Consider the following 13,211-nt stretch of genomic DNA (forward strand, 5'->3'; position numbering starts at 1 on the left):
AACCGTAAGAAAGCAATTCGAAAAACTGGGTGTGCAGCCGGCTACACTGCGCGATACGGCAGGAATTGATGAATTGAGATTTATGCGGTAAATATCACCCCATGCCTTGTTATTCAGCTTGGCATGGGGTTGTTTCTTCAAGGAGCCATTGCAGCTTTTGCGGTGAGATAACCAACATATGTATAAGATAGCATGAATTGCGGTACTACTCTGAAAAGTACGGTATTTCCCCGCAGGAAGACCAGTATGGCAACCACGGCTTCCGAAAGGTCCTGGTTCGCAAGCTGCACAACTACATCTACAAGGAGCAGAAAAATAGCAAATTCTCTTCCGCTCCGTACTGTTCATTTTACGTTCCCCCTCGTGAGATGTATATGCTGCTACTGAATTTAGTTATACTTTATGCTATTTGCGTAAATGCCGAAATATATTTCTGTATGGTATGGAATGCCCGAGGTTCATTACAGTCAATATCACACCTATATGCGTGCAAAATCGCCTCCCTCGCAAGCAGTTTCGATTACTTTTCATCATGCCTACGTGCAAACATAAAGGTGTCAAATACGGCCCATGATGTAGTCTCGCAGGAAGTGTGTGCGCGCGGCGCCGGGAGCAAGACTGCTGCCTAACCTTTTATGACACATAGCTGCCGCAATCGCGCACGCCGAGAATATTCAAATGGTTTTCGTCCGCTTCTGCAGTATTCCCTCCTCAAGATCATCTGACATTTTCCGCCCGAATATGCTATACTGAAGATACTACATGCAAAAGAGGAAAAGAGTTATGCAAATTCAGCAGCTTACCTACTTTGTCGCCATTGCGGAGCAGGGCAGCATCAACAAGGCCGCGGAGAAGCTGTTCGTCACGCAGCCCAATCTGAGCAAGGCCATCAGCAATCTGGAAAACGAGCTCAAGGTGCGTATTTTCAACCGCACGAACAAGGGCGTTGCGCTGACCGACGAGGGCAAAAAGCTCTACCAGTACGCGCGCACGATCATCAACCAGATGGAGCTCATTCAGGGCTTATCGGAGAAAGAGCACGCGCCGGTGCTGTCTATTGCCTCCTATCCGATCATCACAATGGGGCGTCTGATGGCGAAGTTCTACAACGATTACCACGATAACCGCGTGGCGCTCAAGCTGGTGGAAAACCGTCTGCAGCAGGTGATCGAGAGCGTGGAGCACGGCGAAGCAGAGATTGGCTTTGTGATGAGCAACAACGTGCAGGTGAAGGAGCTCAAGCACATGCTGAAGTTCAAAAACATTCAATTCCACGCGCTAGGCACGGACACCTGGTACGCAAACCTCGGTCCGAACCATCCGCTGTACCATGCGGCTGAGGTGACGATGGAGCAGCTCCTGCCCCATCCGTTCGTCCGCCTTCCGGACGATTATTTCTCCAATCTGAGCTTTTATCTGGAGATCGACGGCGTGCGTCTCGAGCAGTTCAAGCGTGTCGTTTACGTCAACGACAGCGCAGCGATTCTGTCGCTGCTGCGCTCGACCGATGTGGTTCGCCTCGGTCCGGGACTGAGCGCGCCGGACTTTGCGGAGTACGGCATCCGCACCATCCCGATCCGGAACTGTCAAGTACAGATCAATGTAGGCTGGATTCAGCGCAGCCGAGAAATGCTGAGCACAGAAGCACAGGCATTTGTGAAGATGCTGGAGGAGCTTTACCCGAAGAATGCGAAATAAGACGTTTCGAGGGTTATAACGGGATATTCCGTTTTGTTATGGCTGGGTTATAACAAAAGCGAAATGGACAAAAAAGCGCAGAATGGTATACCGAATAGTGTCAAAGCAAGGGCGCTGTGATTTAGTCACAGCGCCTATTCTTTTGTCTGTTTTTCCTGAAAAGCGGGCGTGAAACTGTACAGGAATACTATTCCGTTTCGGTTATAACGTCACTATAACTTTTATGATTTGGACAGGCATAACAAATTTATGATACGGTATAGACACAGAAAGGAATGAGGCTTATGACACCGATCAGCGCACTTGCGATTCTGTTCTGCATCTACGCAGTCAGCGATCTGATTGCGCAGAAGACCAAAGCAATATTCTCCACGGTGCTCAGCATTGCAATCCTGCTGCTTGCAGGCTTCTGGAGCGGTATCCTGCCGCGCACACTGATCGACGATGCGCAGATCACCGGGTTCGGCAACATCATTGCCGGCCTGCTCATCGTGTCGCTCGGCACGACAATCGACTTCGCGGAGCTACGTCGGCAGTGGAAGGTAGTCGTCACCGCGCTGTGCGGCGTGTGCGGCGCAGTTGCAGCAATCGTACTGATTGGACGACCGTTCATTGGCAGCGAGATGGCGATCGCCGGTGCACCGATCTTCGCAGGCGGCAGCGCGGCAACGCTCATCATGACGAGCACGCTCAAGGAGATGAACCTCACGACGGCGGCGACGTTCTGCATCGTGCTTTACGTGACGCAGAAGTTCATCGGCGTACCGATTGCGTCCCTTCTGCTGCGGCGCACCGCAAAGCTCATCCGCGATGACGCGGTGCTCGTGGAGCAGTACAGCACTTTGCAGGAGGAAAACGACGCGGCGCATCACGGTCCGCTGCATCTGCCGAAATGCTGCGAGCGTCCTTCGATGTATTTCGCCAAGCTGGCAGTCGTTGCGGTCATCGCGTACTATGCGTCCAAGCTGACCGGCGGTGCGGTTCACTACTTCGTCATGTGCCTTATCATGGGCGCGGTGTTCTTCGCACTGGGTTTCCTCGATAAAAACATCCTCGGAAAAACGCAGGCCTCCAGCCTGATCACGTTTTTCGTCACCATTCAGATCTTTTCCAATCTGGCGCAGACCACGCCGGAGCAAGTGTTATCCGTTCTGCCTGCGCTGCTGACCGCAGCGGCCTGCGGCGTTTTCGGAACCATGGTGGCCGCGCTGCTGTGCGCGAAGCTGCTGCACATACCGGTCAGCCTTGCGGCGGCCTACGGCATCAGCTGCACGTTCGGCTTCCCGACCACTATGCTCATTCCGCAGGAGGTCTCCGAGGCGTTCGGACGAAACGAGAAGGAAAAGAAAGCGATCTTGAATTTCCTGCTGCCGAAAATGCTGACGGCAGGCTTCGTCACCGTTACCATCGTGTCCGTACTCATTGCGGGCGCGGCGGTGAAAATGCTGTGAACTGAGACCTTAATAACAGGTTTTCCAATCAAGGAGGTACACAAAAATGGAGCAAATTTACACGCAGATTCGTCGATATATCGACGAACAGCGACAGCCGATGCTGAACCTTTGGCGCGATCTGGTGAACACGGAGAGCGGCACGACGCAGATCGACGGCGTGAACGCGGTATGCAGCATCCTGCGCCGCGAGATGGAGAACGCCGGCATCCACACCCGTGTCCGCGCCATTCAAAACTCCGGTGACATGCTCATCGGCGAGTGGAACCCCGGCAGCACCAAAGCGCCTCTGCTGCTCATCGGCCACATGGACACCGTGTTCAAGGAGGGCGCGGCGAAGAAAAATCCGTTCCGCGTAGACGAGAACGGTATGGCGCACGGCCCCGGCGTGCTGGACATGAAGGCCGGTCTGGTCATGGCACTGTACACGGTCAAGGCACTCGACAGCGTGGACTGGAAGGAACGCCCGATCAAGTTCATCTTCGCAAGCGACGAGGAAAACCTGCATATGCGTTCGGACGCGAAGGAGATCTTCGCAGAGGAGGCAGCAGGCGCGCTCGCGGCGTTCAACTTCGAGACCGGCTACATGGACAACCGTTTCGTGGTCGGCCGCAAGGGCGGCGGCCCGGTCAGCATCAGGATTCACGGCAGAGCATCCCACTCGGGCATTGCGCCGGAGAAGGGCCGCTCGGCGGTGCTCGAGGCAGCGCACAAGATCGTTGAGATCGAGTCGCAGAACGACATCATGCGCGGCAGATTGATGAACTGCGGCATGGTGGACGGCGGCATCGGTGAGAACACCATCCCCGACTCTTGCGAGGTGCGCATCGGCATCCGTTTCCCGAATGCGGAGGTGCGAGACGAGATTTTCGAAATTCTGCATCGTGCAACCAATCACAACTCGGTGCCGGATACGACGGCAGAGCTCGATCTGAGCCGTGTTATGCAGTGTATGGATACGACCGACGGCGTTATGGCGCTGTTCCATCATTTGCAGCGCACCGCACATGACTGCGGCTTCGGTGAGATCGGCTGCTTCCAGGTCGGCGGTCTGTCGGACTCCGGCATTACGGTAGCGTGCGGCGTGCCGACGGTGTGCGGCATGGGCGTGCGCGGCGAGGGCAATCACACCCCGGACGAATATGCGGAAGTAGAATCGCTGTTTCAGCGCAGCGTGCTTGCGGCGTGCGCAGCGTATACGCTGAACGACGATTTTGCAAAGGCTGCCGAATAAGCGGCGGCGCAAAAGGGATAAGGAGGTATAAACTCATGGCAAACAAAGAGAAACAGGCAGAAAACAAGGAAAAGATCGGTATTGGCGCGTGGCTGGCACTGATTGTGCTCATTCTTGTGCTGTCCGGTGCATTCCGCACGGCGGAGGGTCCAATCAAGGTGCTTGACTTTACCAATCTGGCAGGCTCGTTTGGACAGATCGGTGACACAGGTGCGAACCTCATCGGCAAGGGCGGCACCGGCGCGAAGGACGGCTTCATGGCAGGCTTCAACCTGATCCCGGCGGTCATGTTCTTCTGCGGCCTGCTCGGTGTATTCGAGCAGCTCGGCGCATTCAAGGCATCGGACATCCTGTTCCGTCCTCTGCTTCGTCCGCTGCTCGGCATCCCAGGCAAGTGCGGCATCGCATTCATCTCGAGCTTTACCGGTTCGGACGTTGCGGCCGTCATGACCCGTGAGCTGTACGAGGACGGCGAGATCACGGATGACGAGCGCACGATCTTCGTAGCGTATCAGTACGCAGGCTCTGCGTGCATCAACAACACCATCACCGGCGGCGCGCCGCTCGTGGCGATCTGCCCGGTGGCACTCGGTCCGTGCATCGTCATCATGTTCGTCTGCAAGCTGATCGGCGCGAACATCGTCCGTCTGATCCTGCGTGCAAAGCGCGGCAAGGCATAAGGAGGTAACAGAAATGAGCAATCAGGCAACCAATACGGCGGCTGCGGCCGCACCGGCAAAGGCAAAGAAACCCTCGATCGTAGATACCTTCCTCAAGGGCTGCGCAAAGGGCTTCAAGGTCGGCATTGAAAATATCACCCCTGCAATGATCCTCGGCTATGTACTGGTGTACATTCTGAAGGAGACCGGTCTGATGGACATCCTCGGCACGGTCATGTCGCCGGTCATGGGACTGTTTGGTCTGCCGGGCGAGGCATTCGCCGTTCTGATCTCGGCGTTCTTCGCCAAGGCCTCCGGCTGCGCGACCGCTGCTTCCATGTATGAGGCTGGCGCGCTGACGCTCGGTCAGGCCTCCATGATGCTCCCGGCGTGTATCCTGATGGGCACGCTCATCGGCCACTATGCGCGCATCGTGCTCGTAACCGATACCAACAAGAAGTGGCATCCGCTGCTCATCGCCGTCTGCCTGCTTGATGCGGCTATCAGCCTTGTCATCATGCGCATCATTCTGGCGGCAATGGGCGTTCAGTAAAAGGAGGCAAAGCATATGCTTTCCAAGTTATCGCGTCGGCGCGGCCTTCAGCTTGAAGCGCTCGGCAGCGTGCTGATCTGCACGGTCATGCTGGCCGACCGGTTCCTGTTTACGCTTCAGGACGGCTTTGTCCTCACCATAGCCATCATTTCCGCCGTGCTGCTGACGATCGGCATCCGCGTGGTCAAGCGGCACGACGAAGAAAATCAGAACTGATCCTTCGGGCGTTCCTGATACCCAAACCGCCCGATTTCACCCCTCTTTTGGAAAGGGCCTGCGCTGTCAGGCCTTTTCTGTTTCTCCCCCCATTTTGCACAGCAGCGATCTGGTCAGCTACACGATTTCAGACCGTCCGGTACTGAGACCATGCTGAACGAGGCATTTGCAAAAATAAAAAATCCCCGATTAAACCGCAAGGTCAGCAAGTTCGGCTGACCTTGGGTTAAACGAGGATTTTTTTAATTCTGCTTATTTTTTCGCCTTGCTGCCGACCAGATAGCACACAGCAGCAACGATCATGCCGTTGATGGATGCGATACCCCACGGAACCAGATTTGCCACCACAGCGCCCAGCAGAACGCCGATAACCGCAAACCAGTTCACCGTTTCGGTGATCTCCATGTCGTTGTACTTCTCTCGGTTCATAAAGAAGCTCATCACCAGAATAATGCCGACCGGCGGCAGTGTGCAGTTGAGGATATTCAGCCAGCCGCAGAAGTTCCAGTATAGCCAGACCGACAGCACCGTGCCGACAATACCGGATATCAGCACCATCGGCTTCTTTCTCTGGCCGAAGATGTTCGCCAGACCCAGACCGGCGGTGTACAGCGCGTTGTCGTTCGTGGTCCAGATGTTGAGACCGAGGACCAGAATCGCCAGATAGAACAGACCGAGGTTGATCATAACCTCAAAAATGTCATTGCCGCCGACGTAGACCGACGAAATACCGCCGAAGAAAAACATCAGCGAGTTGCCGATAAAGAACGCGATAACGGTCGTGATCGCACCAACCTTGCCGTTGCGGGCAAAGCGGGAGAAGTTCGGCGTTGCCGTGCCGCCGGAGACAAACGAGCCGATAACCAGACCGGCGCCGCCGACAACGGTCAGCGTACCGCTGGACTTGGCAAACTGATCAATCAGCGTGCCGTTGCCCTGTTTAACTGCCATCACCATGGCAACCGTACCCAGGATTGCAACCAGCGGAACCGCAATATAGCTGATGAGCGTCAGCGATTTGATGCCGAAATACGCCGAGGCCGTCATGCACACACCCGCAATGATAACGAGCACCCATTCTGCCGCTGTGCTACCGCCGAGCAGCTCATTTGCAACCGGAATGGCAAACATGGCGATACCGACGCCGAACCAGCCGATCTGCGTAAACGAGATCATCGCGCTCGGCAGGTACGAGCCTTTTGCACCGAAGGCTTTGCGTGCCAGCAGGTCAAGGCTCATGCCGGTTTCCGCGCCGACGTAGCCGAGCAGACCGGTGTACAGGCTCAGGATCAGGCCGCCGATGATCATAGAGATGATAAAGCCGCCGAAATCCAGTCCGTCTGCCAGCTCCTTGCCGACCCACATGCTGGCCGAGAAGAAGGTGAAGCCCAGCATGATCATGAACATGGTTACGATGCCGCGGCGCGCATAATGCGGCACGGCCGCTTCCGCAAAGTCGATATCGACCGATGTGTTGTCATTTTTCATAGATTCTTATCCCCTTTTGTGGCAATACCGCATAATTGAACAAGCGCGATTTGCGGGCAAATTTTGCATCCTGATCAGGCGCGGTTTTGCGGTAATACTTGCTGTATTACCGTGAAATCGTAACGACATCAGGGTACAAAATTTCCGCAAAGCGCCGCAGCTTTCATTGTGTGGTGTTGCCTTATTTATTAAAGAATGTACTTTTTGAGCGTCGTGGTGAACTCGTCAATGCGCTGACGCGCGATCTCCTTCAGCGTTACGTCCTTCAGGCTCTCGACAAAGCCGCGCTCCTGCTGATACAGCCAGCGCGTCAGCTTTGCGTCCAGCTTTTCGTAATGGCAGTCCTTCAGCCAGTCCTCATAGGAAATCGGCAGCGCATGACCCAGTTTTTCCTCCAGCAGCGCCTGCTTGTCGATCTTGTCGGCACGCGCGAGAATGCCGTTCCAGAATTCCAGCACCTCTTCAATGTGCTCGTGGATTTCATAGCGGCGTGCGCCGCCATCGTAGATCGTGCACTTCTCAAACAGCGGATTCTGCATGGAAAGCGTCTGACGGCGGAACTCCGGCGCCACGATGCCGCCCTTCCAGTAAAAGTCGATGAGCGCACGGTTGATGCCGGAAACGCCCTTGTCGCCTTCCTCGTAGCAGCTGAAAACGCCCTCGTAGTACACGGTGATGAATCCCTCAAAGTCCGGCCAGTAGGTACGGATTTCCCTAGTCAGCTTTTCGAGGATTTCAATGCCCTGGGTACCGCCGATGGTAAACAGCAGAATGTTGCGCAGCTTGGCACTCTGCTTGCGGTAATAGTCAGTGACATAACGCAGGCACTGCACAAGTGTCTCGCCCGAGGCGATGATATCGCCGATCATCAGCGTGCTGTTGGGCACCATGGTCAGCTTGCAGTACTTGATATCAAGCGACATCTCATCATTCTCGCCAAACACGCGCTCACTGGACATAAAGCTGATGTCATGCACGCGGATATGCTCCTTATAGCAGCTTTCCTCGAGCGGGTAGTTGAGTGCGCCGCGCAGAATGGACAGAATGTTCGCCGAAGTGATCTTTTTCTGCTCCTTGAGGTAGTACATCATCTGCGAGGTAGCCGTCACGAGCGACGCATACACCTCGTAGCCGACAACCTCCGGATGGTTCATCAGCTTGCGGGTCTCTGCCTCCGAGACGATGTAGTATTCATTGACAAAGCTGCCGCCCGCCAGACGGTAGCAGTCCACACCCTGATCGCTGAATTCCGGTACGATATGGACGTCATTCCAATTTTCGATCATATCAGTTTCCTCCCTAAAAAAAGGGACCTTCTGCCATTTTTGCTGGCAGAAGGTCCTTGGTTTTCATCGTTTTCCTATTTGATTCAACGGAACGCCGCATGTTCTGTTTTTACACAGCATATCCGTCCATCCCCTCTTTTTCGACTTCATTTTACTGAATTTATTATACGGGAGAAACCATACTGTTGTCAACAGATTTGCAAGCCTCAGGCCGGATTTCTTACTTATAATCCGCATTCAGAAACAGCGGCTTGATCGTAGAAATCTCGGCGTATTCCTCCTGCGAGACCTGCATATCCGCATTCATGGTCTGCAGATCGGCCTTGACGACCTCAAGCGCCTCCATGACATTCAGCGCATGGCCTTCCGCGATGGCCTGCTGCATACGGCGCAGCACGATCGGGTGCGCGTACCGTGCGGGCAGCGGAAATGCCGGAAACCGATCGATATAGTTCTGCATCTGTACCCGCGCCTGCTTATCCCCGCGCAGAACAGCCGCATTGTTGTTGCGTGCCGTCGGCAGCAGGCGCCATCCGCCAAACAGGAAAGCTGCCGCCAGCAGGCACAGCAGCAGGTATCCGCCGGAGAAACCGCGGCACACGAGCGACACCACGCCGTAAATCAGCGCCGTCGCCCCGAGCACCATGATCGCTGCAGCCGCCCACCGATATCCTGCACTCCTGCTCTGGTAGTTGCGCCGCCGTTTGGCTGCACGACTGAGCCGCTTGTACAGCTCGGGCTTGCGCTCGAGATACGCGATCGCATTCTCCAGCTCCTCAATCTCCCGCTCGGCGCGTATGCTGAGTGGCGGTCGTCGGCGTTCTTCCGCTCTCCGGCGCTCGCACTCGACCTCGAGTTCGGCCTCCTCTTCCTCGCTGACGCACGGAATCTCCGGATGTATCTTGTGCAGCACGCGCAGCAGCTCGTCGATCTGATCCTCGTACTTGAAACAGCACACCTGCTGCATGCCGCCGTCATACTCCACAAGCAGACAGGCTCTGCCTGCGAGCACCCCCCGGACACCGCCGGTGCCTTCTTCTATAAACTTAAATGCCCGCGTAATGGCGGAAAACGGCACATAATAATGCCGGTCAATAAAATAACTGTTCAAATATAATGCCCGGCGCCCAACACCGCACGGACCGATCCGGCGGCAGTGCTGCTTATCGCGGACAAGCGAAGCGTCATCCAGCATGGTTCTGCTGAGCGGACGCGGTTTAAAAATCATATTCATCACCTGTAAATATTGTAACACAAAAGCATGGATTCAGCCACCCGATCCCATAAGAAATCCTGCTGCATTGGTTCTTTATGAAAACCGACAAATTCTCTCTTTCAGACAAATTGTTTTTGGCATACTATCCAAAATCACAGTATTCCTATTGACAATTAGGATATTCAAGTCTATACTTTCAATCACCAAAACCCGATAGGATTTATATGAATTGAAAGGAGAACCTGTCATGAGCCGAATGTACTGTATGAATCGCTGCTGTATGTGTATGCACCGCTGCTCGTGTATGCGTTCCCTTGTGACCTGGCGAATGTGCGAATAACGCGCATAAACCATCCTGGCGGAAGGCATACGTCTTCTGCCTTTTTTTGTCGAAAGGAGCTCTCCCTTGTGAAGCATTTTGTTAAATCACTGCCAGTTCTCTCCATTCTGCTGGCGCTCGCCTGCGATACTCTGCTGCCGGATTCCGCGCAGCACCCTGCCGCAGAACATCCCTATCTTACATGGGCGCTGCTCATCGGACTGGCCGTGTATGTGATTGCCCTGCTGATATCGCTCGGCAACACCAAGGTACGCGATAAGCTGTCGTACAGCGCACTGTTCTATGCAGGAGCGGTTCTGGTGCTGAACATCCTCAACCTGCTGACCGCCAAGTTTGCGATTCTGCCGGTGCTGTACTTCCCCTCGCTCGACCGTGTGTTCGGCGTTCTCGTTGAGGACAGCGCGTTCCTCGCGACCTGCCTTGCATACTCGGCACGCCTGCTGTTCTTCGGCTGGCTCGGCGGTGCGGTAGTCGGCATGCTGACCGGTATCGCCATCGGCTTCAACAAGACCTTCGCCTACTGGGTACAGCCGCTCGTCCGCGTGCTCGGCCCGATCCCGTCCACCGCGTGGATCCCGCTGGTGCTCATCGCTTTCCCGACTGCGGTTTCCGCCAGTGCCTTCCTGATTGCGCTGGCTGTGTGGTTCCCGACTACCGTGCTCACCAGCAGCGGCATCGCTTCCATCCCCAACTCGTACTTTGAAGTCTCCTCGACGCTCGGCGCGGGCAGCTTCTACCGCATTGCCAAGGTCGGCATTCCGGCGGCTATGCCGCATATGTTCCTCGGCCTGTTCAACGGCACCTGCTCGTCGTTCATCACGCTCGTCACCGCCGAAATGCTCGGTGCCAAGTACGGCATCGGCTGGTACATCAACTGGCAGAAGGAAATGATGGCATATGCCAACGTATATGCCGGACTGATCATCATTGCAGTCACCTTCTTCATTCTCATCACGCTGCTGTTCAAATTCCGCGACCGCGTGCTCGCATGGCAGAAAGGAGTTATCAAATGGTAGGAAGTATTTCGATTTCGGGTGTATCCAAGCATTTTGTCAATCCCACCGGAGAGCGCATTACCGCTCTCGACAATGTTTCGCTCGATATTCCCGCCGGTTCGTTCGTGTCGCTCATCGGACCGTCCGGCTGCGGCAAGTCCACGCTGCTGCGTTTGATCTCCGGTCTGATTCCGATGGACGACGGCAGCCTGACGCTGGACAGCACACCTATCAAGGCCCCCGGTGCAGACCGCGGCTTCATGTTTCAGGAGCACACGCTGTTCCCGTGGCTGTCGATTTACGATAACATCGCGTTCGGCCTGCGCGCCCGCGGCATCTACAAGCAGGAAAAGGACCGCGTAGACGAGTTCATCGAAATGGTCGGTCTCAAGGGCTTCGAGCATTCGTATCCGCACCAGCTTTCCGGCGGCATGTGCCAGCGCGCGTCTCTCGCAAGAGCACTCGTCGGCAAGCCCAAGGTGCTCCTGCTCGATGAGCCGCTCGGTGCACTCGATGCCTTCACCCGCATGAACATGCAGGACGAGATCCTGCGCATCTGGAAGGAGACCGGCATGACCGCCATCATGGTAACGCATGATGTGGACGAGGCCGTGTATCTTTCGGATAAGGTGGTCGTTATGACACCCCGACCGGGACGCATCACCGGTACGTTGGATATCCGGCTTGCTCGCCCGAGAGCACGCAGCTCGGAGGATTTTCTTCACTACCGTGCAGAGATCCTTCGTCAGCTCCATTACGGCGGCACAATCAAAGAACCTAACTACTACATTTAAGATCGCATTAAAGAACGTACGTTCATTATTATTACTTTTATTATATATTTTCCTTGAAAGGACAGAAACCCATGAAAAAGAACGGTATTTTATTTCGAGTGGCAAGCGGACTTCTCGCAGCTTCACTGACACTCTCGCTTACCGCCTGCGGCGGTTCGAGCAGCAATTCGGACGCTTCCGCGGCAGCGGATTCCGCTTCAGACAGCGGCGTAACCCATCTGCGTTTTGCCTACCACGGCAATCTCTGCGGCGCTCCGATCTACATGGCGATCGAGAACGGTTACTTCGCGGATGAAAACATTGAACTCGAGCAGGTAACGGTCGATGCGGCTCACGTTGGCGAAGCCATCGGCGCAGATCAAGTCGATGTCGGCATGGAGCTGCTCGGTAAAATGCTTCAGCCCATCGAGAACGGCCTGCCCATCAAGTTCACCACCGGCATCCACACCGGCTGCACCAAGCTGCTCGTCCCCGGTGACAGCGACATCAAGAGCGTTGCCGACCTCAAGGGCAAGAAGATCGGCGTACCCGGTCTGGCTGACGCGGCAACCGTTGTCTCCAAGCGCTCGCTGAGCGCGGCAGGCATCGGCGTGACCGACCAGAACATGGAGGTTGAATTCTCGGTTTACTCCCGCAACGATTTGGCACAGGCACTGCAGAACGGTGCCGTTGACGCAATCGCACTCGGCGACCCGGCGGCTTCTATTGCAGAGGAGCAGTACGGTCTGACCGCTCTCATCGACACTGCAACCGACCCCGAGTACAAGGACGAGTACTGCTGCGCAGCATTCGTCACCAGCAAGCTGGCTGAGGAGAACCCGAAGGCTGCAGCAGCCTTCACCCGTGCCGTACAGAAGGCATCTCAGTGGGTACAGGAAAACCCGGACGAGACTGCAAAGATCATCACCGAAAAGGAGTATGTCTCCGGTGATGTGGACTTCTGCGCACAGATTCTCAAGACCTACAACTACAAGCCTTCGGTTCAGGGCGGCTATGACGCACTCAAGCAGAACGCCGAAGAGCTGACCAAGATTGGCGTGCTCAAGGAAGGCACCGATGCGACCAAGTTCGCAGACAATGCATATATCTTCTTCGATGATGTTCCGGATGCACCGGAGAGCGACGCTTCCACCAATACCGCCACTAAATCCACAAAGGCCTCCTCTGCCAGCTTCCAGCCGGCAGCAGCAGCCGAGGCTGAGGACGACTGCTGCAGCGGCAAAATCACCAAGCCCGCACAGGACACAAACGCAAAGGCATAACATTGTTTTTACAGGGAGG

At 55.4% G+C, this 13,211-nt stretch carries 12 protein-coding genes; 9 read left to right on the plus strand and 3 right to left on the minus strand.

The window, feature by feature from the left end:
* Positions 1 to 783: 783 nt before the first annotated feature.
* The 6 genes from PGS25_RS11515 to PGS25_RS11540 all read left to right on the plus strand — a co-directional run bounded on the left by PGS25_RS11515 (position 784) and on the right by PGS25_RS11540 (position 5,811).
* Positions 784 to 1,698 carry a LysR family transcriptional regulator gene (locus PGS25_RS11515; RefSeq protein WP_270418778.1) on the plus strand — a complete coding sequence of 305 codons (915 nt, stop codon included), beginning with the start codon at positions 784 to 786 and terminating at the stop codon, positions 1,696 to 1,698.
* 284 nt (positions 1,699 to 1,982) lie between these two features.
* Positions 1,983 to 3,149, plus strand: a complete 1,167-nt coding sequence (locus tag PGS25_RS11520; RefSeq protein ID WP_270418780.1) for a hypothetical protein — start codon at positions 1,983 to 1,985, stop codon at positions 3,147 to 3,149.
* A 46-nt stretch (positions 3,150 to 3,195) separates the two neighbouring features.
* Positions 3,196 to 4,383, plus strand: coding sequence for a M20/M25/M40 family metallo-hydrolase (locus PGS25_RS11525; protein WP_270418782.1), 1,188 nt, complete (start codon positions 3,196 to 3,198; stop codon positions 4,381 to 4,383).
* 35 nt (positions 4,384 to 4,418) lie between these two features.
* Positions 4,419 to 5,063, plus strand: a complete 645-nt coding sequence (locus PGS25_RS11530) for a nucleoside recognition domain-containing protein (RefSeq protein WP_118480957.1) — start codon at positions 4,419 to 4,421, stop codon at positions 5,061 to 5,063.
* Between the two features lie 13 nt (positions 5,064 to 5,076).
* Complete coding sequence (locus PGS25_RS11535; protein ID WP_270418783.1) at positions 5,077 to 5,595, plus strand: nucleoside recognition domain-containing protein; 519 nt, start codon at positions 5,077 to 5,079, stop codon at positions 5,593 to 5,595.
* 15 nt (positions 5,596 to 5,610) lie between these two features.
* Positions 5,611 to 5,811 (plus strand): hypothetical protein, encoded by a 201-nt coding sequence (locus tag PGS25_RS11540; protein WP_270418784.1) that lies wholly within the window; start codon positions 5,611 to 5,613, stop codon positions 5,809 to 5,811.
* 252 nt (positions 5,812 to 6,063) lie between these two features.
* Here the strand turns inward: PGS25_RS11540 and codB are convergent, their stop codons facing one another.
* The 3 genes from codB to PGS25_RS11555 form a co-directional block, all read right to left on the minus strand.
* Complete coding sequence (codB, locus tag PGS25_RS11545; RefSeq protein ID WP_270418786.1) at positions 6,064 to 7,299, minus strand: cytosine permease; 1,236 nt, start codon at positions 7,297 to 7,299, stop codon at positions 6,064 to 6,066.
* 188 nt (positions 7,300 to 7,487) lie between these two features.
* Positions 7,488 to 8,585, minus strand: a complete 1,098-nt coding sequence (locus tag PGS25_RS11550) for a hypothetical protein (protein WP_270418787.1) — start codon at positions 8,583 to 8,585, stop codon at positions 7,488 to 7,490.
* A 220-nt stretch (positions 8,586 to 8,805) separates the two neighbouring features.
* Positions 8,806 to 9,813, minus strand: a complete 1,008-nt coding sequence (locus PGS25_RS11555; RefSeq protein WP_270418788.1) for an ATPase P — start codon at positions 9,811 to 9,813, stop codon at positions 8,806 to 8,808.
* Positions 9,814 to 10,209: 396 nt separating this feature from the next.
* On the opposite strand from PGS25_RS11555, the gene PGS25_RS11560 reads away from it, so the two are divergent.
* The 3 genes from PGS25_RS11560 (at position 10,210) to PGS25_RS11570 (ending at position 13,192) form a co-directional block, all read left to right on the plus strand.
* Positions 10,210 to 11,157, plus strand: a complete 948-nt coding sequence (locus PGS25_RS11560) for an ABC transporter permease (RefSeq protein WP_270418789.1) — start codon at positions 10,210 to 10,212, stop codon at positions 11,155 to 11,157.
* Positions 11,151 to 11,930 (plus strand): ABC transporter ATP-binding protein, encoded by a 780-nt coding sequence (locus PGS25_RS11565; protein WP_270418790.1) that lies wholly within the window; start codon positions 11,151 to 11,153, stop codon positions 11,928 to 11,930. The genes PGS25_RS11560 and PGS25_RS11565 overlap by 7 nt, the downstream gene beginning before the upstream one ends.
* A 71-nt stretch (positions 11,931 to 12,001) precedes the next feature.
* Entirely contained in the window at positions 12,002 to 13,192 is a 1,191-nt protein-coding gene (locus tag PGS25_RS11570; protein WP_270418791.1) for an ABC transporter substrate-binding protein, read from the plus strand.
* Positions 13,193 to 13,211: the final 19 nt, after the last annotated feature.

The sequence above is a fragment of the Butyricicoccus sp. AM78-15b2TA genome (assembly GCF_027665985.1).
In the GTDB taxonomy this organism is placed as follows: domain Bacteria; phylum Bacillota; class Clostridia; order Oscillospirales; family Butyricicoccaceae; genus Agathobaculum; species Agathobaculum butyriciproducens.

What these genes read in the sequence shown, in the direction of transcription:
- PGS25_RS11515 (WP_270418778.1), top strand. Translation starts at nt 784, where the DNA reads ATGCAAATTCAGCAGCTTACCTACTTTGTCGCCATTGCGGAGCAGGGC.
- PGS25_RS11520 (WP_270418780.1), top strand. Translation starts at nt 1,983, where the DNA reads ATGACACCGATCAGCGCACTTGCGATTCTGTTCTGCATCTACGCAGTC.
- PGS25_RS11525 (WP_270418782.1), top strand. Translation starts at nt 3,196, where the DNA reads ATGGAGCAAATTTACACGCAGATTCGTCGATATATCGACGAACAGCGA.
- PGS25_RS11530 (WP_118480957.1), top strand. Translation starts at nt 4,419, where the DNA reads ATGGCAAACAAAGAGAAACAGGCAGAAAACAAGGAAAAGATCGGTATT.
- PGS25_RS11535 (WP_270418783.1), top strand. Translation starts at nt 5,077, where the DNA reads ATGAGCAATCAGGCAACCAATACGGCGGCTGCGGCCGCACCGGCAAAG.
- PGS25_RS11540 (WP_270418784.1), top strand. Translation starts at nt 5,611, where the DNA reads ATGCTTTCCAAGTTATCGCGTCGGCGCGGCCTTCAGCTTGAAGCGCTC.
- codB (WP_270418786.1), bottom strand. Translation starts at nt 7,299, where the DNA reads ATGAAAAATGACAACACATCGGTCGATATCGACTTTGCGGAAGCGGCC.
- PGS25_RS11550 (WP_270418787.1), bottom strand. Translation starts at nt 8,585, where the DNA reads ATGATCGAAAATTGGAATGACGTCCATATCGTACCGGAATTCAGCGAT.
- PGS25_RS11555 (WP_270418788.1), bottom strand. Translation starts at nt 9,813, where the DNA reads ATGATTTTTAAACCGCGTCCGCTCAGCAGAACCATGCTGGATGACGCT.
- PGS25_RS11565 (WP_270418790.1), top strand. Translation starts at nt 11,151, where the DNA reads ATGGTAGGAAGTATTTCGATTTCGGGTGTATCCAAGCATTTTGTCAAT.
- PGS25_RS11570 (WP_270418791.1), top strand. Translation starts at nt 12,002, where the DNA reads ATGAAAAAGAACGGTATTTTATTTCGAGTGGCAAGCGGACTTCTCGCA.